Annotated in this window: 22 protein-coding genes and 1 riboswitch; of the genes, 13 read left to right on the top strand and 9 right to left on the bottom strand. The window is 42.9% G+C overall.

All coding sequences use genetic code 11. From position 1 onward, the window contains the following. Positions 1–258 precede the first annotated feature (258 nt). Positions 259–372: riboswitch (SAM riboswitch) on the top strand. A gap of 85 nt (positions 373–457) precedes the next feature. Together QNH43_RS05555 and metC are read left to right on the top strand one after the other, a co-directional pair. After that, a complete protein-coding gene (locus QNH43_RS05555) occupies positions 458–1,570 on the top strand; it encodes a methionine biosynthesis PLP-dependent protein (RefSeq protein ID WP_283917098.1) in 1,113 nt (370 codons plus the stop codon). Next, positions 1,567–2,748: a cystathionine beta-lyase gene (metC, locus tag QNH43_RS05550; protein ID WP_283917097.1), complete on the top strand. Its 1,182-nt coding sequence runs from the start codon at positions 1,567–1,569 to the stop codon at positions 2,746–2,748. The genes QNH43_RS05555 and metC overlap by 4 nt, the downstream gene beginning before the upstream one ends. A gap of 86 nt (positions 2,749–2,834) precedes the next feature. Here the strand turns inward: metC and QNH43_RS05545 are convergent, their stop codons facing one another. From QNH43_RS05545 to QNH43_RS05535, 3 genes are all read right to left on the bottom strand, one after another. Beyond that, complete coding sequence (locus tag QNH43_RS05545) at positions 2,835–3,083, bottom strand: type B 50S ribosomal protein L31 (protein WP_076367349.1); 249 nt, start codon at positions 3,081–3,083, stop codon at positions 2,835–2,837. Between the two features lie 126 nt (positions 3,084–3,209). Next, the gene (locus QNH43_RS05540) at positions 3,210–5,228 is read right to left on the bottom strand and encodes an ABC transporter ATP-binding protein (RefSeq protein ID WP_283917096.1); all 2,019 of its coding nucleotides are present in this window, start codon (positions 5,226–5,228) and stop codon (positions 3,210–3,212) included. Continuing rightward, positions 5,225–6,976 (bottom strand): ABC transporter ATP-binding protein, encoded by a 1,752-nt coding sequence (locus QNH43_RS05535; protein ID WP_283917095.1) that lies wholly within the window; start codon positions 6,974–6,976, stop codon positions 5,225–5,227. The genes QNH43_RS05540 and QNH43_RS05535 overlap by 4 nt, the downstream gene beginning before the upstream one ends. A gap of 515 nt (positions 6,977–7,491) precedes the next feature. Here QNH43_RS05535 and QNH43_RS05530 point away from each other — a divergent pair. The 5 genes from QNH43_RS05530 (at position 7,492) to QNH43_RS05510 (ending at position 13,198) form a co-directional block, all read left to right on the top strand. After that, positions 7,492–7,665: a hypothetical protein gene (locus tag QNH43_RS05530; RefSeq protein ID WP_179086033.1), complete on the top strand. Its 174-nt coding sequence runs from the start codon at positions 7,492–7,494 to the stop codon at positions 7,663–7,665. An 84-nt stretch (positions 7,666–7,749) separates the two neighbouring features. Continuing rightward, a complete protein-coding gene (locus tag QNH43_RS05525) occupies positions 7,750–8,868 on the top strand; it encodes a DUF2515 family protein (RefSeq protein ID WP_283917094.1) in 1,119 nt (372 codons plus the stop codon). Between the two features lie 74 nt (positions 8,869–8,942). Next, positions 8,943–9,296, top strand: a complete 354-nt coding sequence (locus QNH43_RS05520) for a hypothetical protein (RefSeq protein WP_283917093.1) — start codon at positions 8,943–8,945, stop codon at positions 9,294–9,296. A 355-nt stretch (positions 9,297–9,651) separates the two neighbouring features. Next, positions 9,652–11,769 (top strand): peptidoglycan D,D-transpeptidase FtsI family protein, encoded by a 2,118-nt coding sequence (locus QNH43_RS05515; RefSeq protein WP_283917092.1) that lies wholly within the window; start codon positions 9,652–9,654, stop codon positions 11,767–11,769. Between the two features lie 80 nt (positions 11,770–11,849). Then, positions 11,850–13,198, top strand: a protein-coding gene (locus tag QNH43_RS05510; RefSeq protein ID WP_283914783.1) for an IS3 family transposase whose coding sequence is annotated in 2 segments (ribosomal slippage) — positions 11,850–12,294 and positions 12,294–13,198 — 1,350 coding nt in all. Because the reading frame shifts where the segments join, the coding sequence is not laid out codon by codon here. A gap of 63 nt (positions 13,199–13,261) precedes the next feature. Here the strand turns inward: QNH43_RS05510 and QNH43_RS05505 are convergent. Beyond that, positions 13,262–13,729, bottom strand: a complete 468-nt coding sequence (locus tag QNH43_RS05505) for a CBS domain-containing protein (RefSeq protein WP_283917091.1) — start codon at positions 13,727–13,729, stop codon at positions 13,262–13,264. A 74-nt stretch (positions 13,730–13,803) separates the two neighbouring features. Beyond that, positions 13,804–15,294 carry a glycerol kinase GlpK gene (gene glpK, locus QNH43_RS05500; RefSeq protein ID WP_283917090.1) on the bottom strand — a complete coding sequence of 497 codons (1,491 nt, stop codon included), beginning with the start codon at positions 15,292–15,294 and terminating at the stop codon, positions 13,804–13,806. A gap of 191 nt (positions 15,295–15,485) precedes the next feature. Here glpK and QNH43_RS05495 point away from each other — a divergent pair, with 191 nt between their 5' ends. Next, positions 15,486–16,277, top strand: a complete 792-nt coding sequence (locus tag QNH43_RS05495) for a TIGR00266 family protein (protein ID WP_076367363.1) — start codon at positions 15,486–15,488, stop codon at positions 16,275–16,277. Positions 16,278–16,364: 87 nt separating this feature from the next. Continuing rightward, entirely contained in the window at positions 16,365–16,571 is a 207-nt protein-coding gene (locus QNH43_RS05490; protein WP_283917089.1) for a hypothetical protein, read from the top strand. Position 16,572: 1 nt separating this feature from the next. Here the strand turns inward: QNH43_RS05490 and QNH43_RS05485 are convergent, their stop codons facing one another. Further along, a complete protein-coding gene (locus QNH43_RS05485; protein WP_283917088.1) occupies positions 16,573–17,322 on the bottom strand; it encodes a glucose 1-dehydrogenase in 750 nt (249 codons plus the stop codon). Positions 17,323–17,565: 243 nt separating this feature from the next. On the opposite strand from QNH43_RS05485, the gene QNH43_RS05480 reads away from it, so the two are divergent. Together QNH43_RS05480 and QNH43_RS05475 are read left to right on the top strand one after the other, a co-directional pair. Then, entirely contained in the window at positions 17,566–17,868 is a 303-nt protein-coding gene (locus QNH43_RS05480; protein ID WP_283917087.1) for a phasin family protein, read from the top strand. Between the two features lie 15 nt (positions 17,869–17,883). Beyond that, a complete protein-coding gene (locus QNH43_RS05475) occupies positions 17,884–19,554 on the top strand; it encodes an ABC1 kinase family protein (protein ID WP_283917086.1) in 1,671 nt (556 codons plus the stop codon). A gap of 251 nt (positions 19,555–19,805) precedes the next feature. Here the strand turns inward: QNH43_RS05475 and QNH43_RS05470 are convergent, their stop codons facing one another. Then, entirely contained in the window at positions 19,806–20,738 is a 933-nt protein-coding gene (locus tag QNH43_RS05470; protein ID WP_283917085.1) for a catalase family peroxidase, read from the bottom strand. Positions 20,739–20,891: 153 nt separating this feature from the next. Further along, the gene (locus QNH43_RS05465; RefSeq protein ID WP_076367375.1) at positions 20,892–21,320 is read right to left on the bottom strand and encodes an Lrp/AsnC family transcriptional regulator; all 429 of its coding nucleotides are present in this window, start codon (positions 21,318–21,320) and stop codon (positions 20,892–20,894) included. Positions 21,321–21,438: 118 nt separating this feature from the next. Here QNH43_RS05465 and QNH43_RS05460 point away from each other — a divergent pair, with 118 nt between their 5' ends. Next, positions 21,439–21,834 carry a carboxymuconolactone decarboxylase family protein gene (locus QNH43_RS05460; RefSeq protein WP_283917084.1) on the top strand — a complete coding sequence of 132 codons (396 nt, stop codon included), beginning with the start codon at positions 21,439–21,441 and terminating at the stop codon, positions 21,832–21,834. Positions 21,835–21,926: 92 nt separating this feature from the next. On the opposite strand, the gene QNH43_RS05455 is transcribed toward QNH43_RS05460, so the two are convergent. Continuing rightward, positions 21,927–22,394, bottom strand: coding sequence for an Lrp/AsnC family transcriptional regulator (locus QNH43_RS05455; RefSeq protein ID WP_034314805.1), 468 nt, complete (start codon positions 22,392–22,394; stop codon positions 21,927–21,929). Between the two features lie 173 nt (positions 22,395–22,567). Here QNH43_RS05455 and hisC point away from each other — a divergent pair, with 173 nt between their 5' ends. Then, positions 22,568–23,680: a histidinol-phosphate transaminase gene (hisC, locus tag QNH43_RS05450; RefSeq protein WP_283917083.1), complete on the top strand. Its 1,113-nt coding sequence runs from the start codon at positions 22,568–22,570 to the stop codon at positions 23,678–23,680. Positions 23,681–23,726 lie beyond the last annotated feature (46 nt).

Below are 23,726 nucleotides of genomic sequence, written 5' to 3'. Positions count from 1 at the left end.
TATTCTTTCTCTCCATACATTGTACAAACTTTATTATTTTTAAGCAAAAATATCCGGCTGACCCTTTCCATATTCCTGAAAAATCCTTGGCCATTCATGTTTATATGAAAATTCGGATATTCTTTTTTGATACATAAAGTGTAGACACCGCTAGGCTCCAATTGACATGTCCATGAACATCTAAACATCATCCTCCCAAAATGCCCTTGACAGTATTTTGTATATATAGTAAATTCAAAAGAAATTGAATAATCTAAACTCTTATCGAGAGAGGTAGAGGGAATGGCCCGATGACACCTCAGCAACCTTCATTTGTTTCAAACCAATGAAAAGGTGCTAATTCCACAAGTTTATGAACTTGGAAGATAAGAAGAATGACTCGTCCCTACTTAATCAAAGTCTTCTTCTTAAAGAAGACTTTTTTTATTTTATATAACTCAAAGGAGCAGTGAAAACCATGTATAAAACTGAAACATATCTTGCTCAATTAGGAAACCGCAGCGAAACGGCGACAGGAACAGTCAATCCGCCGGTATACTTTTCAACAGCATTTCGCCATGAAGGAATTGGCCAATCGACGGGATTCGACTACACAAGGACAGGTAATCCTACACGCCAATTATTGGAGCGTTCCATCGCCGATCTGGAAAAAGGCGACCAAGGTTATGCCTGCAGTTCAGGAATGGCCGCCATTTCCACTATCCTCGCCCTTTTTAAATCAGGTGATGCATGGATTGTCAGCGAAGATCTTTATGGCGGTACATATCGTCTGTTAGAACAAGGTTTTAAAAAATGGGGGTTGCAGTGTGACTATGTAAACACTTGTTGTTTGGAGGATATCGAAAAAGCCATCACTCCTCACACGAAAGCCATCTTCATCGAAACTCCCACTAACCCTCTTATGCAGGAAACGGATATTAGCGCCGTTGCCGCATTGGCTAAACAACATAATTTATTGTTAATCGTTGATAACACTTTTTACACGCCTCTTATTCAACAACCCATCCTGCTTGGAGCGGATATCGTTATTCACAGCGCAACCAAGTATCTCGGTGGTCATAATGATGTGCTCGCCGGACTGATCGTTGCTAGCGGCGCTGAATTATGTGATGCTCTCGCCTTCCATCATAACGGTACTGGAGCTGTCTTGAGCCCATTCGATTCTTGGCTGTTGATGCGCGGAATGAAAACATTGGCATTGCGGATGGAGCGTCATGAAAAGAATGCCAAGATACTTGTAGATTACTTGTCGGAACATGATTGTGTCACGGACGTATTGTATCCCGGCAGAGGCGGCATGATTTCATTCCGTATCATTGATGAATCGGCGGTCAACCCATTTTTACAATCGCTCTCATTAATTTCGTTTGCAGAAAGCCTTGGAGGAGTCGAAAGCTTCATCACCTATCCTGCTACACAAACGCACGCCGATATACCGCTTGAAGTCAGAACCGCAAATGGAGTTTGTAATCGCCTGCTCCGCTTCTCAGTCGGTATCGAGGACAGCGATGATTTGATCCAGGACTTACAGCAAGCATTCGCACATGTAAAAAGGGAGGCACTACGATGACAGATCATGATTTTAGCTTTGAAACCAGATTACTTCATAATCAACATAAATTCGATCCGGCAACGGGCGGTGTGAGTGTCCCCATTCAGCACGCATCGACTTTCCATCAATCCGATATCGATCAATTCGGCAAATATGATTACAGCAGAAGCGGGAACCCAACTCGCGAGGCGCTGGAAGACATCATTGCCGAACTTGAGGAAGGCACTCACGGCTTTGCCTTTTCATCAGGTATGGCTGCCATTTCAACAGCTTTCCTGCTGTTGTCTGCCGGAGACCATATCGTCATTTCCGAAGATGTGTATGGCGGAACGTTCAGGATGGTCACTAGTGTATTGACGCGTTTCAATATTGAGCATACCTTCGTTGACATGACGGACCTTGAAAGCGTCAAAGCGGCCGTTCAGCCTAATACCAGGGCCATATACATCGAGACGCCTTCAAATCCGTTACTTAAAGTGACCGATATTCAAGCCGTATGTGATATCGCAAAAAAAGCAGGTGCCTTAAGTTTTGTTGATAACACATTCCTGACGCCGGCATTGCAAAAACCGCTGAATCTGGGCGCTGATGTTGTCCTTCATAGCGCGACGAAGTTTTTATCCGGACATAGTGATGTGGTAGCTGGGCTTGCAGTAGTGAAAGATCCGGAATTGGCAGCAAGACTCGGTTCCCTCCAAAACTCCTTTGGAGCGGTCCTTGGTGTCCAGGATGCCTGGCTTGTAATGAGAGGCCTGAAAACCTTGTCAGTTAGAATGGAGCACTCCCAAAAAGGTGCAGAAAAGATTGCAGCCTACTTAAAGGAGCAGCCCTTGGTGAAAAAAGTGTATTATCCCGGCCTTTCCGATCATCCACAGCACGCCATCCAGAAAGGCCAGTCACTTGGAGCGGGGGCGGTCCTATCATTTGAATTGGAAAGTGAGGAAGTCTTCCGTTCCTTCGTGAACACTGTCGAGCTCCCTGTTTTTGCCGTAAGCCTAGGAGCGGTCGAATCCATATTATCCTACCCGGCCAAAATGTCCCATGCTGCCATGCCTGCTGATGAAAGGGAAAAGCGAGGCATCACGGACAGCTTGCTCCGCCTCTCTGTCGGACTTGAAAATCCGGACGATATAATCAAGGACTTCGATGCGGCCCTCGTAAATATTGCTAAAGGGGAAGCAATTGCTGCAAAATAATTAAAGTAGTGGGTGCCTCATATTTGGCACCCTTTTTATTTCATCATTTATAAAAAAGGACCATCGATTTCCCGATGGCCTGACTCTCATTTCTTCATATTATATTTATCCAGGAAGCGATCCACCCGTCCGCCTTTTTCAGCAAACTTTTGCTTTCCGGTATAAAAGGGGTGCGTATCTGAACTGACTTCCACTTTTAATAATGGATACGTTTGGCCGTCTTCCCACTCGATCGTTTCATTTGACGTTTTCGTGGAGCCTGTCAAAAATTTATACCCACTGTTGGTATCCATGAATACCACTTGCCGATAATCGGGATGAATTTCTTGTTTCACTATTATCACCTCATCTTCAGTATAGGTATATCGTAATGATTACTATTATCAACAATTTCGCTTGAAGGTGCCGATTACGGCACCCTCATTATAGTTTGATCTTGATTATCCATCCTTATTCTTTGTTCAGCCAGCCATGCCTTTATGCGGTCCAGCCTGCAGTTCATACATTTGATAATACTTCCCTTTTAACTCCATTAATTCTTCATGTGTACCTTGCTCAGCAATCCTCCCTTTATCCAGTACAAGAATTAGGTCGGCATTTTTTATCGTGGAAAGTCTATGGGCAATGATGAATGTCGTTCTCCCTTTTTTCAGCACTTCCATTCCCTCCTGGATAATTGCCTCGGTTTCAGTGTCGATGCTTGCTGTCGCTTCATCCAGAATCAAAATGGCAGGATTGAATGCAAGAGCACGAGCAAAAGAGATTAGCTGCCGCTGTCCGGAAGACAACGTTCCCCCTTTTTCGATCACGGGTTCATCCAACCCTAAAGGAAGATGCTTCAACACTTTGTCCCCCCCTACATCCCTTAATGATTTTTCAACCATTTCCCTTGTGATGCCTTTATGATTCAGACTGATATTGGAAGCGATGGTGCCAGTAAATAAATAGGGATCTTGAAGGACGATTCCCATATGCTCCCTAAGCGTCTGATGGGGGATATCCAATATATTCGTGCCATCGATTTTAATTTGCCCTTCACTGCTGTCATAAAAACGGAACAATAAATTCATTATGGAACTTTTTCCTGACCCAGTATGGCCAACTAAAGCAATCGTTTCCCCTTGTTTAGCGGAGAAGGAAATGTCCCTTAACACATATTCATTCTCTTTATAACCAAAAGAAACATTTTCGAATTGCACATTTCCTTTGTATCTGGACATATTTTCATCACTGACTGCCAGTCCCTGCTCATCCAATAAACTGAATGCCCGCTCCCCTGCAACAAGTGCCTGTTCAAGGTTAGCGAACTGATTGACGATCCCGTGAAGCGGATGAAGCAGGCGGCTGATCAAATCAACAATTGCATACATCATCCCTAAAGAAATGGCTGAACTCGCTGTAAGGGATATCCCGCCGAAATACCAGACGAATGCCATTAGCGCCAAAACCTTAATGACACCAATCAAGTTTCCGCCCGTCAACGAATTCAAATGAAGCATTTTATTTTGATAGGAATAATGCTCCCTGTTCAGATTTTCAAAAGATTGCTTCGTCTCCCTTTCACGCCCAAATGCCTGGATGATGCTCATTCCAGAGATGGATTCATTGATCATCCCATTAATATCGCTGACCCGTTCCCGAATGATGTGATTATATTTCGAGGCGAATTTACGGTATACCATCGTCCAGATAACGATGATCGGAATAAGTAAAAGACCAATGGTACCGACTAGTGGATCCAAAATATACAAAGCAATCAGAACCCCGAAAATATTAATCGTACTCGAGAAGAAGTTGGCGAGCACGGTTACGTATAATTCCCGGATCGCTTCCGTATCATTAGTGACCCTGGCTACAACTTTCCCTGCTGGCATATTATCGAAATAACGTATCGGCAGACGGGAAATATGCGTAAAAATATCATTTCGCATTTTCTGTATGATACGGTTCGCCGCTTTCTGTAAATAATAACTCTGCCCATATTGAAAAATGGAGGAAAGGATGACAAGACTAAAATAAAAGGCCACAAGCTTAATGATCCGCGGGATTTCCGGTTGGTAAAACCGCATCACTTCCTTATTCGTCAATTTCACTGCTTGCGTACGCTGTTCTTCCCCGTCTTTCTTGATGATCAACGATTGGTTCTCCAAGGTTCTGCGCCCATCGATAGGGACAGCTTCATTAACGAAGACAAATTGATTGCCTACCTGCAGAACATGGACTTCCCTGCCTTTCTTCTCCCCTTTTGCAAAGTAATCAGCCCGTTTATACCAATTTCCATCATACTCAACAGCATCTTTTCCTTTACCCGCTTCATACCAGGTGGATTCGATGCCAAGTATATGTGAATCGATGATTTTCTTGGCAACGAAAGGACCCGTTAAATCGGCCGCTACCGAAAGTGCCAACATGATCAGGGCGCCAATGATCAATTTTTTATAAAAGGCAGCATAGTTAAAAAGTTTCTTTACGACCTTCATGCCTTCACCTCCGTCCCTTCGTCAACCTGCTGTCGTTCAAATTGCTCTCTATACCAGCCATCCTTTTGCAGTAAATCCGCATGAGTCCCCTCTTCGATGATCTCTCCATTGTCCAACACGATAATTCTGTCCGCGTGCTGAACGGCTGATAAGCGATGGGTTGTGATGATCGTCGTTTTTCCTGCACGTTCATTTTGGATATTTTCGATGATTGTCGTTTCCGTTTTTGCATCTACAGCGGATAAGGAATCATCCAATATAAGGATTTCCGGATCTTTGATCAGTGCCCTGGCAATCGAGATCCTCTGCTTTTGCCCTCCAGATAGGGCGACACCCTTCTCACCGACAAGTGTCTCAAGACGGTTGGGCAGCATCATTAAGTCCTTCTCAAAATCCGCAAGCCGGATAGCTTCAGACAGTTCCTCTTCCGTTGCATCCATTTTACCGAATAAGATATTTTCCCTAACAGACTTCGAGAATAAGAAATGGTCCTGTGGAACGTAGCCGATCCATTTACGAATATCTTCAAGGTTCAGTTCCTCCAGCGGCATGTCTGCAAAAGCGATTTCACCTGTTCCTTTAGGATATTCCCGCAGCAATTGCTTCACGAATGTCGTTTTTCCACTCCCTGTTTTCCCCACTATCCCCAATGTTTGACCGCACTCAAGCTGAACGGAAATATTGGATAGATTCACAACCGTTGAGGACGGGTATGTAAAATACACTGAATTGAATTGGATATTTCCCGGTTTTTGAATACTCTTCAAACCCAATGAATTTTTCACATCCGCTTCATATGAAAGGGTATTTTGAACACGATCTAGCGAGGCATTTCCCCTTTGCATGACATTGATCAGTTCACCCACCGCTATCATCGGCCAAATTAACATGCCTAGGTACACATTGAACGAAACAAGTCCGCCAAGCGTTATGGCCTGTTGAAACACAAGATAAGCCCCGTAACCCAACCCGATTAAATAACTGATGCCGATGATAATGCTGATTGTCGGATCAAAGAGTGCGTCGATTCTTGCCACGGCCAGATTTTTGCGATATACATCCTCTGTCATTTCATCAAATCGCTTTTCGTCTTCCCGCTCCTGGACATAGGCCCGGATAACACGGACGCCTGAAATGGATTCCAGGACCTTGTCATTTAAAGTACCAAAAGCTGCTTGTGCATCCGTAAATCGTTTGTAAATTTTCTTCACGTAAATTTGCATCATCACTGCCATGATCGGCAGCGGCAGCACCGCCGCAATCGTCAACTCCCAGCTGATCGTGGCTCCCATCATGACCACAACCGTAATGGTGAACAGCACCGAGTCAACGAGCGTCAATATCCCAAAACCAGCAGTGAGGGATATTGCTTTTAAATCATTGGTTGCCCTTGCCATTAAATCCCCTGTACGGTTTTTTTCATAAAACGTCGGCGTCATTTTCAGCAAATGGCCCATAAATCCAGACCTTAGCTTTCGTTCGACCAGGTTACCGCCGCCGAATAACAGATAACTCCATAAATAACCAAATAGGTAACTGCCGCTCAGTACCATGAGCAAATAAATAACGTATTTCATGACCCCTTCCTGTGTCATGCTGCCATTGTTCATATCATCGATGGCATTCCCGACGAGTTTTGGCGGGATAACCTCCAGGATATTCACCAGGCACAGAAATAAAATCGCCAAGGTATAACGCCGCCACTGTTCTTTAAAGAACCAGGACAGCTTTTTAAAAATCGCAAACATGAATTCCCCTCCCTTTTGTTCAAACCTTTCACTCGCTAACCGCTTTCTGGATCTCCGGGTTGCCATAAGTTTTCCATTGTCTTTCGTCTCATTTAAAATTCCTCCTATCATTTATATGGAAAGGATGCTTATGCACCTGTACCCCAAATGCCAAAAAGCCCCCGCCAATTAGCGGAAGCTTTTTAGATGCGTAATGAACACATATAAAAGCGCAGGCCGCGAAAACTCCACACCTGCGCTTTAAAAATGATCAATGAACACGTTACGTTGAATCCTTTGTCTAGAAAGACAAGGTCCCAGGGCAGGCGGACGTATGATATTCAATTGTGACATCACTGTGCTTAACTGATTTAGTCATGACGTTCGCCTCCTTTTTCAATAATTATTGGTAATATTTAACTTATATTTAAAGATTACTACGTTTTACATAGCTTTGTCAATTGCGACTTTTCTAGATTATTGCTGGATAATCCTTTATTCTTATAAGGATGACGTAACCTAAGGAGGTTCAGCATATGCAATGGAGAAAATATATACTCCTAGCAGTTCCCTTTTTATTTTCATCCATATTCATCTTATTTGCCGTACCGGTCCAATATAGATTTTTATCCTTCATTCCTGTGTTTCTTTTCTGGATCGTTTATTATATTTTATTGTACTGGGAAAAGAAGAAGAAAAATAACCGATGATATCACCTTTAGGGCGTTGCAAATGCAACGCCCCTTTCTTGACGGCTCTGCATATAATGATCGAAAAACATTCGTGGTGATTGTATGCTTTCCCAATATTTGCAGAAGCTGATGGGCAAACACCCTGTCAAAACAAAACCCATCATCGATGCCGAAAGATATGACACGCTAAAATCCAGTTTACAAAAAGAGCTCTTTCAGCCTTTTGATGAGTCGAAAGCATTTTTTCCTGAGGAAACCGCCCTTATAAAAAGCATTCGAACCGAGACGGCTGCCTTGAACCGGAACAATATTACAAGAACACAAGCATATCTTGCCTTTTACAATCGTAATCCAGAGGTCCATTGGGCCTTTTTAGCACATATGGTTTCGAGGAATGGAGGATACCATATGACTGACTTGAAAAGTTCAACCATGACCCATCTCCTTGACAGAGCCGAACGGCAGAAATTTTTCCTGTTCCTTGAGCGCGCCAATTCGGCCATATTTGCAGATGCCTTCCCCCAGCTTCTTTTATATGAACATTCTAAACAAAAAGAACTTCCGCTAAGAAGGTATTTTCCAGTATTCCGCATTTCAAGATTCATGGCCCCGATTTGGGAATCTTTCATCGAAGGTCCCCATTCACCCCTTTTGACAACGGCCCTTATCATTAATGAACAAAGAATGCTTCAGGAAAGGATCTTAAAGCGCACCCGTCATGGTGAAATCCTCCGCAGGCTTGATTTTCAGCTTCAGGAGTACTTAGGCTTCATGAAAGTGATCTTTCCTTATGCAAACAAGCAAAAAGGGCTTCATAACTTGACAGGCCTTACCATCGAACGCTTTGCCGACCCGAAACAGCGGATTGAAACGGGGAAATTATTATATGGGCTCCTATTTCAGCATCCGGCGGTTTTTCGCGGTGTTGGCCAATTTACAAAAGAGATACCCCACACTGGTTCCAGAAAGGATTACTGGGGAAGCATATATACCTCTGATGCATCCACGTCAAAAGATGATAAAGTCTACAGCCCCACTCTACATGATGCATGGGATGATCAACTTTTCTTTCCTCCCCATTCCTTTGATTGGTTCACGAATGAAAGCTTCATAGAAGATTTACGAAGCACACCGATCATTAAAAAGGCGGACCTGACCAACGAGGTGCTCGAAAATGTCAAGCAGCTGAAAACCCTCAACGGAATGAAAGCCATTTTCTAGCATCAAGCCTCTTACTTTGAATATCCCATCCCCCATTTGGCAAGAATGGTTAGCAAAAAGAATGGGTGAAACAAATGAGAGGCATTGTACTATTGAATCCACATTACAAAATCGGGGATTTACATACGGATGAAAGCTTTGCAATCCAAAAGATTATGACGGACAAGCATTTAGAGGAAAAGAATATTTCCCCGGTCATACTGAATCCGTATCAAATCCATCCTTATTACACCATCCCGCATGAGCTTCTACTCAATTTACAAAATAAAAAAACGGGTCAAATCGATTGCCTGGTGCTTCACTCTCTGGAAACGATCGAACGCTTCATCTATATATACCCTGAAAAATGGCTTCAGCTTTGCGGATATTTCAAAGAGATTATCAGCGTCGCGGCTCAAACTCCGGTTAAGAAATATGAAGCAAATTAATGCTTAAAATCAAAGTTCATGGTACTAAAGTCATTGTGAATGGATTCCAAAGGTTGTTCATTCATTTACTTTGTGAGCTCCCCTTTTTCACAGAAGCGACTCATATATTTCTCTCCCCATGATGGTCGCTATGCCGCTCCGCCCCTCTCTTTATCTATTAAACCCCTTCGGACTCATTGGCCTTTATATCAATTTTCCCAATTATAAGATTACGAGGAATTATATAACTTCAAAACATTCTTTTGGAAATATAGATAAATTTACGGATAAAGCATAGAAAAATAAGTTAATTTTATATATCATTGGAGATAGGAATTTTCTTATTTTTTACTTTTACTAGAAAGGAATGTTACTGATGGCCAAAGAAAAAAAGAAAAAAACCCCAATTCCTTTCCGACTGAACTTTTTGTTCTTTTTAATATTCATTTTATTTTCAAGCCTAATCATCCGGCTTGGCATCGTCCAAATCGTGTATGGGGATGATTACCTTCGAGAAGTGGACCGAACGGAAAACGATGTCGCCAATACCCCCGTTCCCCGTGGCAAGATGTATGACCGCAACTTGAATCCGGTCGTTGATAATGAGCCACGTAATGCCATTACCTATACGAAATACCCGAATACGAAAACCGCAGATATGGTGAAGACGGCAGAAATCCTTGCCACCTTGATAGAAAAAGATACCAAAAAGGTGACCCTGCCGGATAAAAAGGATTTTTGGATTTTAAAACATCCGAAAGAAGCCGAAGCCTTGATTACCAAGGCCGAGAGGAAGAAAGTAGTCGAAAAGAAACTGGAGCAAAAAGATTTATACAAACTTCAAATGGAGCGGGTGACCGATGAGAATATCAAGGAATTCTCCAAAGATGAATTGGAAGTGATCGCCATCTTCCGGGAATTCAATAGCGGCTATGCCCTCGCACCGTCAATCGTGAAAAATAAAGATGTCACCACTGAGGAATTCGCCAGGGTCAGCGAACATTTGGATGAAATGCCAGGTGTGGACGTAACGACGGATTGGGAAAGGACCTATAAGTATGACGAGACCCTCCGCTCGGTTCTTGGCAAGGTCTCTTCTTCCGAAGAAGGCATTCCCAGTGAAAATATCGACTATTACCTGGCACGCGACTATACCAGGAATGACCGGGTCGGAAAAAGTTATATCGAAAAGCAATATGAAGATGTCCTGCGCGGTCAAAAGACGCGGATTGAAAATGTACTGAGCAAAGGGGAAGTCATCAAAACGAATACCCTCACTGAAGGGCAAAGCGGAAAAGACTTGGTCCTTACAATTGATATGGAGCTGCAGCAGCAGGTTGAAAAAATCATCGAGAGAGAATTGTCGAAATCGAAAGCTAAAGGAAATACCTACTTATTGGATCGTGCCTTTGTCGTTTTAATGGACCCGAATACAGGCGAGGTGCTTACAATGGCCGGCAGGCAATACGGCCGCAACAGTAAGACCGGATTGACCGAAATGAACGATTTCGCTCTTGGAAACATTACGACCTCCTATACGATGGGGTCATCTGTCAAAGGGGCTACGGTCTACACGGGCTTTCAGACAGGAGCCATCGCACCAGGGTCAGCTTTTTTTGACAGAAAACTCCTTTTAGCAGGGGCCCCTAAGAAAGGATCTTATAGTGATTTGGGTTATGTAACCGATGTCTCCGCGTTAAAGAAATCGTCGAATGTCTATATGTTCATGACGGCAATCAAAATTGCCGGCGGTCATTATATCCCTCACCGGCCGTTAGGAATCAACCGGGAAGCTTATTCAATCATGCGGAATCATTATGCCCAATTTGGATTGGGTGTCCGCACAGGCATCGACCTGCCAAATGAATCCGTAGGGTTTAAAGGAGTCGATATGTCAACAGACGGATTGCTGCTGGATTTATCGATTGGCCAGTATGATACATATACTCCTATGCAATTGGCACAGTATGTTTCGACGATTGCAAATGGCGGAAAAAGGCTTGAGCCCCATATGGTCAGGGAAATCAGGAATCCATCCAACGAACACAATGAATTGGGCAGCGTCTTTAAAACAATGAGTCCCAAAGTGTTAAACGATTTAGGCGGGAAAGACGTTTGGATGCAGCGTGTCCAGGAAGGATTCAGGCAGGTTGCCCAGGAGCCAGGCGGGACAGCGTATAAATATTTCGGGGGGAAATCCTACCATGCGGCAGCAAAAACGGGTACTGCCGAGGCCTTTTACGATGGACCGCGGAGGAATCAATATAGCGCGCCAGTCCCGACTATCAATCTAACACTTGTAGGTTATGCACCTCACAATAATCCGGAAGTGGCATTCTCTGTCGTCGTGCCATGGGTGTATCAAGGCAAGCCCTCTGATGATATTAACAAACGGATCGGGCGGGACGTAATGGACGCCTACTTTAAATTGAAGGAAAAAAGAGCAAAAGGTGAATCTGATGCAGATAAAGCAGAAGAAAGCACTCAATGGTAATTACAAAAAAAGGGCCTGCTCGATTACTGAACTGCACCCCAATTGTTAGACAACATCTAACAATTGGAGGTGCAGTTTTTTTGACTAAATATACGATAGACGAAAAATTACATGCAGTTTTAGAGTACTTAGAAGGAAAAAAATCCTATAAATCCATTGCACAAGAAAGAAATGTAGGTTTATCCCCTCTGAAAAGATGGGTCGCTCGCTATCTAAAACATGGGATGGAAGGACTTGCTTCATCCTATACAAATTACACTCTGCCCTTTAAACTAGAGGTACTTAAATATATGAACGAATATGGGGCATCGATCAACGAGACCGCTGTACACTATAACCTTCCTTCCGATTCTACACTTTTGAATTGGGCAAATCAGTTTAAGGAAGGCGGTATAGACGCCCTTAAACCAAAGAAAAAGGGGCGTCTATCCATGAAAAAAGAAACCAAGAAAACATCGCCAGCTAATGGCTCTCAAGAAGCACTTCTTGCCGAATTAGAATACTTACGTGCAGAGAATGCCTATCTAAAAAAGTTGAATGCCTTAGTTCAAGAAAAGGAAGCCTTACAAAGAAAGAAAAAGCGAAAGTAGTCCATGAACTAAGGAAACAATTTGATTTAAATCTGCTTCTATCCATTTCTAAAATGGCACGGAGTACGTACTATTATTGGGTAAACGCCTTCGGGCGTGAGGATAAATACACAGAAATTAAATCACTTATCAAAGAGATTTTCCATACGCATAAAGGGCGTTATGGGTATCGGCGTATCACCCTAGAATTACGTAACCGAGGTGCTCGCATCAATCATAAAACAGTTCTCCGATTGATGAATGAACTAGGATTGAAGTCATTGGTTCGCATGAAGAAATATCGTTCGTACAAAGGGAACATCGGCAAGATTGCGCCCAACATTCTAGCACGTGATTTCAAGGCGGCAAAGTCCAATGAAAAATGGGTGACAGACGTCACCGAATTCCATCTAGCTGGGGAGAAACTATACTTATCGGCCATTCTTGATTTGTTTAATGGTGAAATCATCGCCTATAATATCGAATCTCGGCCTGTTTATCCGCTCGTTTCCAAAATGCTGGATAAAGCCTTTGATCGCTTGGAATCGAAAGATTCACCCATTCTCCATTCAGATCAGGGCTGGCATTATCAGATGAAACAATACTCGCATGATTTGAAAAGACATAACATTACACAAAGCATGTCCCGCAAAGGAAATTGTCTCGATAATGCGGTCATTGAAAACTTCTTTGGCTTATTAAAATCCGAATTACTCTATCTTCAAGAATTTGAAAGCATGGAGCATTTCAAACAAGAACTAGAAGAATATATCCATTACTACAATCATCAGCGAATCAAGGTAAAATTAAAAGGCATGAGCCCGGTAGATTACCGGGTTCATGCCCTCAAGGCTGCCTAATTAAATAAAGTGTCTAACTTTTTGGGTTCACTTCATTACGAGCAGGCCTTTTTTGATTTTCATTTATTCCAGCTTTTGAACGAATTCCTTATATAGAGCCCTAAGTGCATCTCCCCTGCTGATGATGCCGACGACTTTATTATTTTTGTCCACGACCGGGATTTTCTTGAAATGATGCTTGGAAAGGACCTTTATCAATTCATCTAACGGATCTTCGGGGGATAGCTTTGTAATCCTTTTATTTTTAATGATTTGTGAGACTTTATCACTCATTTTGGAGGTAACCTTTTCATCCAATTCTTCACCGGGAAGAACCGTAATGTAGGTGAAATATCCCATGATGGCTTCTTCTGCAGGTGCCAAATAACGAAGGATATCCCCGTCCGTGACCATTCCTAATAGCTTATCATGCTCATCGACGACCGGTACCCCGCCAACTTTATTTTCAATTAAGATTCGCAGAATTTCCTTTAATGTAAAATCAGGACGGGCTACATAGACTTCTCTTATCATGAAATCCTTAACTAACATCTTACCACCCCTTATTTTATGTTTGGACGTTCTGTATTCATCTCTCTCCTCTATTAATAATACCCTTACTTACTCTATTTAAAAACCCTTGCCGCCTGAACTGCCTTTTTCCAGCCAGTATATAAATCTTTCCTTTCCTGTTCTTCCATCCCGGGTTCGAATTTCTTATCGACTGCCCATAGCTTTGAAATCTCTTCCTGATCTTCCCAATACCCGACAGCGAGTCCAGCCAAATACGCTACGCCTAACGCTGTCGTTTCAGTAATAACCGGTCTTTCTACGGGGACGTTCAGGAGACCGCTTTGAAATTCCATCAAGAAGTTGTTTTTGACAACCCCGCCATCGACCCTCAATGCCTTTAGGTTAATCCCTGAATCGGCTTCCATGGCGCTAAGGACATCTTTTGTCTGGTAAGCCAACGCTTCCAATGTTGCCCGGACGAAATGCTCCTTCGATGTCCCCCTTGTCAGTCCGAATACAGCTCCCTTGACATCACTATCCCAATAAGGGGTACCTAATCCAACAAATGCGGGGACTACATAGACTCCATCCGCTGAAGTGACCCGCAAAGCATACTTTTCACTGTCTTTCGGATCATGCAAGAGTTTCAGCCCATCCCTTAACCATTGTATGGCCGAACCTGCGACAAAAATACTGCCTTCCAAGGCATATTCGACTTTTCCATTCAGCCCCCATGCAATCGTGGTCAATAGGCCATGTTCTGATTTCACTGCCTTTTCTCCTGTATTCATCAGCATAAAGCATCCGGTGCCATACGTATTCTTGGCCATTCCTTTTTCAAAGCATTCTTGGCCGAACAAAGCTGCCTGTTGATCTCCAGCTGCTCCGGCAATCGGGATTTCGTGTCCAAAGAAATGGTGTGGTGCTGTTTTCCCGTATATCTCCGATGAAGAGCGAACATCCGGGAGCATCGATTGCGGCACTTGCAGGATTCCCAGCAGCTCTTCATCCCACTTCAGGTCATGAATGTTATACATCAGCGTCCTTGAAGCATTTGAATAATCGGTTACATGTGCTTTACCACCCGAAAGTTTCCATATCAGCCACGTATCGATCGTACCAAACAATAAGTCTCCGTTTTCAGCCTTTTCCCGTGCCCCATCTACATGGTCGAGAATCCATTTCACCTTTGTACCGGAAAAATAAGCATCAATCAACAAACCGGTTTTCTGCAAAAATAAGTCATCGAGACCCTCATCCTTCATTTGAGTGCAAATTTCGCTTGTCTGCCGGGATTGCCAGACGATGGCATGATGGATCGGCTGACCTGTTTTCTTATCCCATACCACGGTCGTCTCCCGTTGATTCGTTATGCCAATTCCAGCGATCTGTTCCGGTTTTACATTCATTTCCGATAGACAGGAAGCGATTACCGATAGGATGGAACCCCAAATTTCATTGGCGTTATGCTCCACCCATCCAGGATTCGGGAAATATTGGGTGAATTCCTTTTGCGCAATATGCAAGACTTCCCCGCTTTTATTAAATAGGATGGCCCGCGAACTTGTCGTTCCTTGGTCCAATGATAATATGTAAGTTTCCATGGTTGTCTCCCCCTACACTTAAGATAAGGTTCATTTCAGCTTAAGTGTCATGCTGTATTTTCTTTCTTCATTTTACTAGATATACCCTTGAAAATAAAAAATATATAAATTACGGTGCAAAACTGAAAAATATTGGCAGGTTAAGAGTTTATCTTTTACAATGAAAATAAGGCGGATAGGAGGAATGGAAAATGAATAACCATGAAATAGATTTTAAAATATATGGAGATGACATGCAGTTTGTTGAAGTGGAATTGGACCCTCAGGAAACGGTGATTGCCGAAGCGGGAAGTTTAATGATGATGGAAGATCGAATCAAGATGGAAACCATCTTTGGCGATGGGTCTTCGAATGGTGACAGCGGAATGATGGGTAAGTTATTCGGTGCCGGGAAACGGCTCCTGACTGGTGAGAGTCTTTTCATGACGGCTTTTACGAATGAAGGACGTGATAAAAAACACGTTTCATTCGCCTCGCCTTATCCAGGTAAAATCATCCCGATGGATTTAAGCGAGCTCGGCGGGAAAATCATATGTCAAAAAGACGCTTTCCTGGCGGCAGCAAAAGGCGTTTCGGTCGGAATAGAGTTTCAGAGAAAAATAGGGGCAGGCTTCTTTGGCGGTGAAGGCTTCATCATGCAAAAACTTGAAGGAGATGGAATGACCTTCGTTCATGCCGGCGGTACGATCCATAAAAAGGAATTGGCAGCCGGAGAGATTTTACGCGTAGATACAGGATGTTTAGTGGCAATGACTAGCGGGGTAGATTATAATATTGAAACGGTAAAAGGCGTGAAAACCGCTTTATTCGGAGGCGAAGGTTTATTCTTTGCAACATTAAAAGGGCCCGGAACCGTATGGGTGCAATCTTTGCCATTCAGCCGGCTTGCCAGCCGTGTATTTGCTGCAGCGCCGCAAAATGGAGGATCATCCGAAGAAGGCAGCGTAGCTAGAGGCTTATTCAATTTATTCAACGATAAATAAGAACCGACCAATGGCTGCCATCCTGGCAGTCATTGATCTCTTTTGAAAAGGATGGGTAGCTACATGCAGCTTGTTAAGTAGTCCTACATGAGACGCTATAATATCAGGGCAATTTTTGATCAATTCCCGAATTCGCCTGTTATTTTCCGAAAAATAAGAGATTACTATTTTGTTTATACCGTTCACTGGACATCTGTCGATGCCCCTATCGGCATAAAAGAGCTTGAAGAAATGGAACAGCTGCTCAACCGTGAGCTCGGAACTGAACTGCAATATCTCTATCGGAAAAAATGAGTTACTCCTCGTACATCATTTTTCTTGTCATGCCTCCATCGACGATAAGATCCGCACCCGTAACGAAATCATTTTCCGTTGCCGTCAAATAAAGACAGGCCCTTGCAATGTCTCCCGGTTTGCCAACCCGATTGGAAAAATGCTGCTGATGATCTTTTTCCCTCAGCAAGTCATAATCTCCCGTTTCAATCCAGCCCGGAGAAATCGAATTGACCGTAATTTTCTCTTTGGCTAAAGAAGCGGCAAGTGCATGTGTCAGTGCTTTGATCCCTCCTTTTGTCGCGGCATAGGATTCCGAATCCGGCTCAGACATTATTGCTCTGGTTGATGCTATATTGATGATTGCACCTCCCTTTTCATTTTTTCGCATCGATTCTGCCGCTGCCCGGGAACAAAGGAAAACACTGCGCAAATTCGTGTTCAACATATCGTCCCATTCCTCAATCGTCAGATCATAAAGCGATTTGAACAATGCCTTTCCTGCATTATTGATTAATATATCAATGGTCTTATATGTTTTTAAAGTTACATCCATCAAATGTTGTATGTCAGCCTCCTTGCGTACATCCGTTTTAACGAACATGGCTTCATGACCGTTACTTTTGAGCTCTTCCGCATACAGAACACCTTCCCGCTCGTCCAAATCTGCGAGAACGACAGAAGCGCCGCTTTCTGCATATCCCTTTGCCACGCCTCTCCCTATACCATTCGAAGCGCCTGTTACAATCACCGTTTTATTTGCGAATCCCATTATTCCATCCTCACTTTCACAGATTTGTCCCTATCATAATATCCAATTTGCTTCACTTCAAACATTTCCTTGACCGATCAACTAATCCTCTTCATTATCATCAAAAATCTGCAGGACCCTTATATTTTTGTACGGACCTAAAGTGATGTATGATAGATAGTAACAACAAGAATGAACCACGGTTAAAGGCATCCGCCATTATCTTTCTTACAGTGTGAAAATTTATATTGGAGGAATGTAAAAATGGACTTATTAAAAAATGCGTTTTCTTTAGGATTAGGTGCTGCCGCTGCTACAAAAGAACAAATTGAAAAAGCAGTGGACTCTCTTGTGAAAAAAGGCGATATCTCAAAAGAAGACTCCAAGGCCCTTATTAAGCAATGGGTCGAAAAAGGGGAACAAGCCCAAAGGCAGCTGGATGATTCCGTCAAGTCCAAAGTCAACCAAGCGCTCAATGGCCTAAACTTGGCAACTAAAGAAGAAGTACAGGAATTGGAGCGCCGTATCGCAATTTTGGAAAAACAGAACCAAAACATACAATCCTGATCAGGAGGTACTTGAATGTTTCGCAAGCGACTGAAACACGCACATCGTTACCAAGAAATCATTAATGCCTTCTTGAAAAATGGTTTTGGTTACTTCATCTATCGTCTGGGATTATCCGAGAGCAAAGCTGCATCGAAACTCCAACCTGATGAAAACCTGAACCTCCGCTCAATTGGAGAGCGGCTGCATACGATATTACAAAGCTTGGGACCTACATTCATTAAACTTGGTCAGATTGCAAGTACGAGGCGTGATTTCGTTCCTGACGAAATCGTCCGCGAACTTGAAAAGCTACAGGACCAGGTAACCCCCTTTCCATTTGAGAGGGTTCGCAAAATTGTCGAAGCCGAATTGGGTGATTCTTTGGAAAACATTTTTCTTGAATTTCATGAAACCCCACTGGCAACCGCTTCGATTGGGCAGGTCCATATGGCACGGCTTCCATCGCAGGAAGTCGTAGCAATCAAAGTACAGCGGCCCGATATCCTGCCGACTGTGGAAACGGATTTGGAAATTCTCGATGATTTGGCAAGACTGATGGAAGCACGCATATCTTGGGCAAGACGCTACCAGATCAGAAAAATGATTGATGAATTCGCTAAATCACTCCGTGCAGAACTCGATTATAACTCCGAGGGCCGAAACGGGGAAAGAATAGCCAAGCAATTCATCGATGATCAAGGGTTTAAGGTACCAAGGATCCATTGGGAGTTTTCCACAAAAAGGGTCCTGACGATGGATTTCATTCAAGGAATTAAGATCAATCATTATAAACAGCTTGATGATGAAGGTTATGATCGCCGGAAAATCGCGGAAAGATTAGCGAATTCCATGCTTCAGCAAATATTGATCGATGGCTTTTACCACGGCGATCCCCACCCTGGCAATATCATCATTTTGCCAGGGAATGTCGTCGCACTCATGGATTTCGGAATGGTGGGACGGCTGGAGGAAGAAACTAAGTTTCAGTTCGCCTCGCTTGTCATCAATCTGAAACGCGGCAGCACCAATGGATTGATCAAGACGCTTTCAGAGATGGGCCTCCTGACGGACGAAATCGACATGGCCCCATTAAGAGGGGATATCGATGAACTGCGAAATAAATATTATGATATCCCATTGAGCCAAATCAGCTTAGGCGGAGCCGTCAATGACCTGTTCACGGTTGCCAATCGGCATCAAGTCCAAATCCCTCCCGAATTCACGATGCTCGGCAAGGCTTTGCTTACCATGGAGGCCATAGTCGAAGGATTAGATCCGAATTTCAGCATTATGAAGGCAGCTGAACCTTTTGGGGAAAGGCTTTTTAAGGAACGCTACAACCCCAAAAACATTGCGAAGAACGCCTGGAATCAATTCATCGAGTCTGCCGAAGCCATTGCCGAATTGCCCAAGGATATCAAGGAAGTGACAGGTATCATTAAAAAAGGGAAATTGCGGCTCGATATCAACATTCCCGAACTCCAAGTTTTTTTACATAAGCTTGATCAAATCTCGAACCGGCTGTCTTTCAGTATTATCCTGCTGGCATTCAGCATAATCATGGTCGGTCTCATTATCGGCTCTGCAATAGGCGGGGAAACCTTGATCCTATGGAAGATACCGGTCATCGAGATAGGATTTGTCGTTGCAACCCTGATGTTCTTACTTATGCTCTACACCATTTTCAGATCCGGAAAAATGTAAACATACGAAAAAGGTTCGGATTGACCTCCGAACCATGATTTTAAAACATGACTATTGTCTTTTACTGTTATATATATGAGACCCTCGTTAAATTGAAGAAAATTTGCGACACTCCTGCCGAATAACAGGCTTGCCAAGAACCCACGGGCGGATGCTTTGAAGAGGCTTGGCTCAGTCCGAGGAAAGTAAAGCAGTTTGCCGACAGTCTGAAGGGGACCCTTATAGTAAGGGAATTCCCCTTTTTCTTGATTTCATTCGTTATTTATCCGACGTTCATAAGAGACGGCATACGCACTATGGCGAAAATGCAAGATTCGGTCTTCCGGGCATTCGATTCCTTCAGGAATATTGGTTGGATCAAACATTAAAGTATCTTTAAACACTGCCGATTTTCCGGAAATCATTAAATGCCCTATCGTGATTACCTGTTTATCTTCCGACCAAGCCGTGGTTGGATCGTCAGTCGGGTCATTTTCCCCTCCTATTTGGATGTTCAAATTAAAGCCCACCGGACCTTGCTTGAGCCTCTCTTCCATTTCTTCAACCAGATACTCCGGCGAATGCTTGGCCACCTCCTTTTTTTCTAGCATACTAAGGCCGGCATCAGGTATCCACTCGTACTTGATGGCCTGCCGCCTTCCTTCCGCGTTAATGAAATAGAATGCATGAATGGAGTAATATTGACAAGTTGAGAAACTGGCTGGAGAACGCATTTCTTTAAGCATTTGCAGGCTTGCCTTGCTTTCAGGGTATTTCCACAGGATTTTTGCAAGCTCTTTCAGATTGGGGAAACCTTCTTTGGCAGACTTGAAAAAGTCTGCAATATCAATAAACGCTTCCGGTGTTTTCGCAAAGAATAACGGAATGGTCACAGTAATGAGATCTGATTCCTCTCCATTCGGCAATTGAAACTTGACGGCCATGCCCTTTACAGGGGAAATGGCATCAGGATGGCTTGGAATCGGTGAGCTATTTGAAAACCGAATGATCACCGGCACAGCTTCATCCTGAAGATGTGGGGCCACCGTTATTGGGGACGCTTTTCCGTTTGGGGTAAAAACCCCCTCATAAACATATCCCCTTGCATGCGCACGCCGATAACCAGGATATGTTCCAGCTACATTTTCAATCACATTAACTGCTTCTCTGGCTAGTTCAGGTTTAAAGTCGTCCGTTCCCTCCATGATACCTCACCCCACCTTTTCAGATTCGAATCCATTATTACATGTACCCCTTATTCCGATAGCTTATTCTTATTGAATCACCGAAAGCATTGATCGCAAAAAAAACACCTGGAAATATCCAGGCGCTGCACACATCATGTTAGAAAAAAATACTCATTCCGGTTCCCTCTCCACCTGTGAAAGGATCACATGGGTGACGGTTGCCGCAAACGGAATGGTCCGATTGATGAATTCCTCCACTTCTTCAAGGCTCTCACTGTGGATTTTTAGCATAAAGCAAGCCTGCCCGGCAATTCGATAACAAAAGTCAACATTCGGCACCTTGGAGATATACTTTTTAAATTTCTCATATTCTCCATTTTTTATCGTTGCTTCCACGATACACTCAATTGGAAAACCGATCTTTTTATGATCAATCTCGGCCACATACCCTTTAATGACCCCGAACGACTCCATTTGCCTTACCCGTTCGGCAACGGTGGGAGCGGAGAGCTTTACTTTCTTTGCCAATTCCCTCATGGAAATTCGGCTATTCAACGTTAATTCAGCAAGGATGCTCTGGTCTTTTTCATCAATTTTCATTATACAAAAATTCCCCTTCTTTTCTTTACATTCATTCATTATTAAACCTTAATACTTTACGAACGGAATTAAAATTCCTGGATTTTTATATTAGGATTATCTCAAAGGAGAGATGTTCATGACAAGAATAAAAAAATCATCGCAGGGATCCAGTCCATTTCAAAGATTATTTCATGCTGAAGAGATTTCGCATAAATGGTCGGACCTCTCAGATTGCATATCTGCAGATGGGAAACTTTCAAAGAAGTTAAAGGAAAACGTCAGAAGGGTCCTGGCATACGGTAATGGCTGCTCCTATTGTCAGGCAAAAGGGATTCCACTAAAGCCTGAAGATATGAAAGAAAGTTATGCAATAGCCTTTGCGGAAGTGTTCCTCTTACAACGTGAAAAAACGGAGGAAAAGTTTTTCCAAGTATTGAAGGAGGCATTCAGTGACGAAGAGATTTCTGAACTATTGGCATTCATTTGTTTTACAACAGCCCAGCAATATTTCGGGGCTTTGATGGATTTATAATAACACCAAAAAAGGAACAGGCACCGTGCCTCGTTCCTTTCTGTTAAACCTTCATGTGCAAACCCATTTACAAGGATCGGTTGAAATTCCACCTAGGATTTCGCACCATGATCCTCCATTTCATTGATCCTAGGAAGGATGGAGCGGGAAGGTACCGGGGATGTCAAAACCACGGATGTATTCAGATGTCCATAGGGTATTAATCGATCTATCAGTAATCTCATGCTGTCCATATCAGCCAAAGCCGCTTTCAAAAAATATCCAACGGTTCCTGTTACACGATGGCACTCGATAATGTCTAAATCATTTTTCACCAATTGCTCAAAATCGGATACTGGAACCTTAAGTTCACTCACCTGAATGAACACAAGTACACCTCTTCCTATTGCCAGAGGTGATACCCTTGCACTGAATCCCTCAATGATCCCCTTTTCTTGCAGGCGATACATACGTTCAGAGATGCTAGGTCGACTGAGAGCCAATTTCTTCGATAGTTCACTAATCGTAATGCGTCCATCCTTTTGTAAAAGTTCCAGTAAACTGACATCTATTTCATCCATGAAGCAACCGCCTTTCATAATGAAGGAATATAAGCTTATATTTCTTTAAAATGTTGTATGGATAGTGAAAAATACATTCTTTTTTGTATGTAATTTTATCAGTTAATATTCTATCATTAAAATAATCCAATAGAAAAAGAAAATTCAGAATTTACAAAAGGGAGGAACCTGCATTGACCTTTACGAAAATCCCGGTTCGACAAAACATCGAAAGCATCAGCCCATATGTTTCCGGCAAGCCAATTGAAGAGGTGCAACGTGAACTCGGTCTTGAAACGATCGTTAAATTGGCATCCAATGAGAATCCATTCGGTTGCTCAGCTCTAGCAAAAGAAGCCATGATTACCGAAATGGAGCAAACCTCCTTTTATCCTGAAGGTATGGCACCTGCATTAGCTGAAAAGTTGGCAAGGAAATTGAATATCAATAAAGATCATATCATTTTAGGCAATGGATCTGATGAAGTGATTCGTTTGTTAACACGAACCTATATCCAACAAAATGATGAAGTCATCATGGCTGATGTGACATTTCCACGATATGAAACGAATGTATTGATTGACGGCGGCACACCAGTAAAGATACCTCTTATTAATGGTGTACATGACCTGGAGGGGATCTATGATGCCATAACAGAAAAAACAAGAATGATATTTGTCTGTAATCCCAATAATCCGACAGGAACGATCGTTCAAAAAGAAAAGTTACGCTCTTTTATCGAGAAGGTGCCGAAACATATTTTACTGATCATTGATGAAGCATACTATGAATATGTCGATGATGCAGAATATTTAGAAACCTTGCCACTTTTAAATATGCATTCAAATCTGGTCATCTTACGCACTTTTTCAAAGATTTATGGACTGGCTGCATTAAGGATTGGATACGGTTTAATGGATGCTTCCATCATACAAGAGCTAGTTAAAGTGAAGGAACCCTTCAATACCAATCGTTTAGCACAGGCTGCGGCATTCGCTTCCCTCGACGACCATCCATTTGTCGAGAAATGTGTTCGTAAGAATGAGGAAGGAAGAAGATATTTAGAAAACGAACTAAGCAAGATGGGATTAACATTCTTCCCTTCACATGCCAACTTCTTGATGGTTAAACTGAACCAGCCTGGCAGGAACATTTTTGAGAAGTTATTAATTCAAGGTGTCATCATCCGTTCCGGTCATTTGCTAGGCTATGAAAATACTATCCGCGTGACCATCGGCACTCCACTTGAAAACGAGAGGTTCATAGCCTCCTTACAACATATAATCAATGAAACGTCAGGTACATGAACGATCGAAATGAAGTTGCAGTATATCGATGATTATTAATGAAAGA

Source organism: Peribacillus simplex (genome assembly GCF_030123325.1).
GTDB classification, from domain to species: Bacteria; Bacillota; Bacilli; order Bacillales; family DSM-1321; genus Peribacillus; species Peribacillus simplex_D.
The sequence above is the reverse complement of the archived record's forward strand: the minus strand, read 5'-3'. Positions and strand labels throughout refer to the sequence as shown.

What these genes read in the sequence shown, in the direction of transcription:
- QNH43_RS05555 (WP_283917098.1), top strand. Translation starts at nt 458, where the DNA reads ATGTATAAAACTGAAACATATCTTGCTCAATTAGGAAACCGCAGCGAA.
- metC (WP_283917097.1), top strand. Translation starts at nt 1,567, where the DNA reads ATGACAGATCATGATTTTAGCTTTGAAACCAGATTACTTCATAATCAA.
- QNH43_RS05540 (WP_283917096.1), bottom strand. Translation starts at nt 5,228, where the DNA reads ATGAAGGTCGTAAAGAAACTTTTTAACTATGCTGCCTTTTATAAAAAA.
- QNH43_RS05535 (WP_283917095.1), bottom strand. Translation starts at nt 6,976, where the DNA reads ATGTTTGCGATTTTTAAAAAGCTGTCCTGGTTCTTTAAAGAACAGTGG.
- QNH43_RS05530 (WP_179086033.1), top strand. Translation starts at nt 7,492, where the DNA reads ATGCAATGGAGAAAATATATACTCCTAGCAGTTCCCTTTTTATTTTCA.
- QNH43_RS05525 (WP_283917094.1), top strand. Translation starts at nt 7,750, where the DNA reads ATGCTTTCCCAATATTTGCAGAAGCTGATGGGCAAACACCCTGTCAAA.
- QNH43_RS05520 (WP_283917093.1), top strand. Translation starts at nt 8,943, where the DNA reads ATGAGAGGCATTGTACTATTGAATCCACATTACAAAATCGGGGATTTA.
- QNH43_RS05515 (WP_283917092.1), top strand. Translation starts at nt 9,652, where the DNA reads ATGGCCAAAGAAAAAAAGAAAAAAACCCCAATTCCTTTCCGACTGAAC.
- QNH43_RS05505 (WP_283917091.1), bottom strand. Translation starts at nt 13,729, where the DNA reads ATGTTAGTTAAGGATTTCATGATAAGAGAAGTCTATGTAGCCCGTCCT.
- glpK (WP_283917090.1), bottom strand. Translation starts at nt 15,294, where the DNA reads ATGGAAACTTACATATTATCATTGGACCAAGGAACGACAAGTTCGCGG.
- QNH43_RS05495 (WP_076367363.1), top strand. Translation starts at nt 15,486, where the DNA reads ATGAATAACCATGAAATAGATTTTAAAATATATGGAGATGACATGCAG.
- QNH43_RS05490 (WP_283917089.1), top strand. Translation starts at nt 16,365, where the DNA reads ATGAGACGCTATAATATCAGGGCAATTTTTGATCAATTCCCGAATTCG.
- QNH43_RS05485 (WP_283917088.1), bottom strand. Translation starts at nt 17,322, where the DNA reads ATGGGATTCGCAAATAAAACGGTGATTGTAACAGGCGCTTCGAATGGT.
- QNH43_RS05480 (WP_283917087.1), top strand. Translation starts at nt 17,566, where the DNA reads ATGGACTTATTAAAAAATGCGTTTTCTTTAGGATTAGGTGCTGCCGCT.
- QNH43_RS05475 (WP_283917086.1), top strand. Translation starts at nt 17,884, where the DNA reads ATGTTTCGCAAGCGACTGAAACACGCACATCGTTACCAAGAAATCATT.
- QNH43_RS05470 (WP_283917085.1), bottom strand. Translation starts at nt 20,738, where the DNA reads ATGGAGGGAACGGACGACTTTAAACCTGAACTAGCCAGAGAAGCAGTT.
- QNH43_RS05465 (WP_076367375.1), bottom strand. Translation starts at nt 21,320, where the DNA reads ATGAAAATTGATGAAAAAGACCAGAGCATCCTTGCTGAATTAACGTTG.
- QNH43_RS05460 (WP_283917084.1), top strand. Translation starts at nt 21,439, where the DNA reads ATGACAAGAATAAAAAAATCATCGCAGGGATCCAGTCCATTTCAAAGA.
- QNH43_RS05455 (WP_034314805.1), bottom strand. Translation starts at nt 22,394, where the DNA reads ATGGATGAAATAGATGTCAGTTTACTGGAACTTTTACAAAAGGATGGA.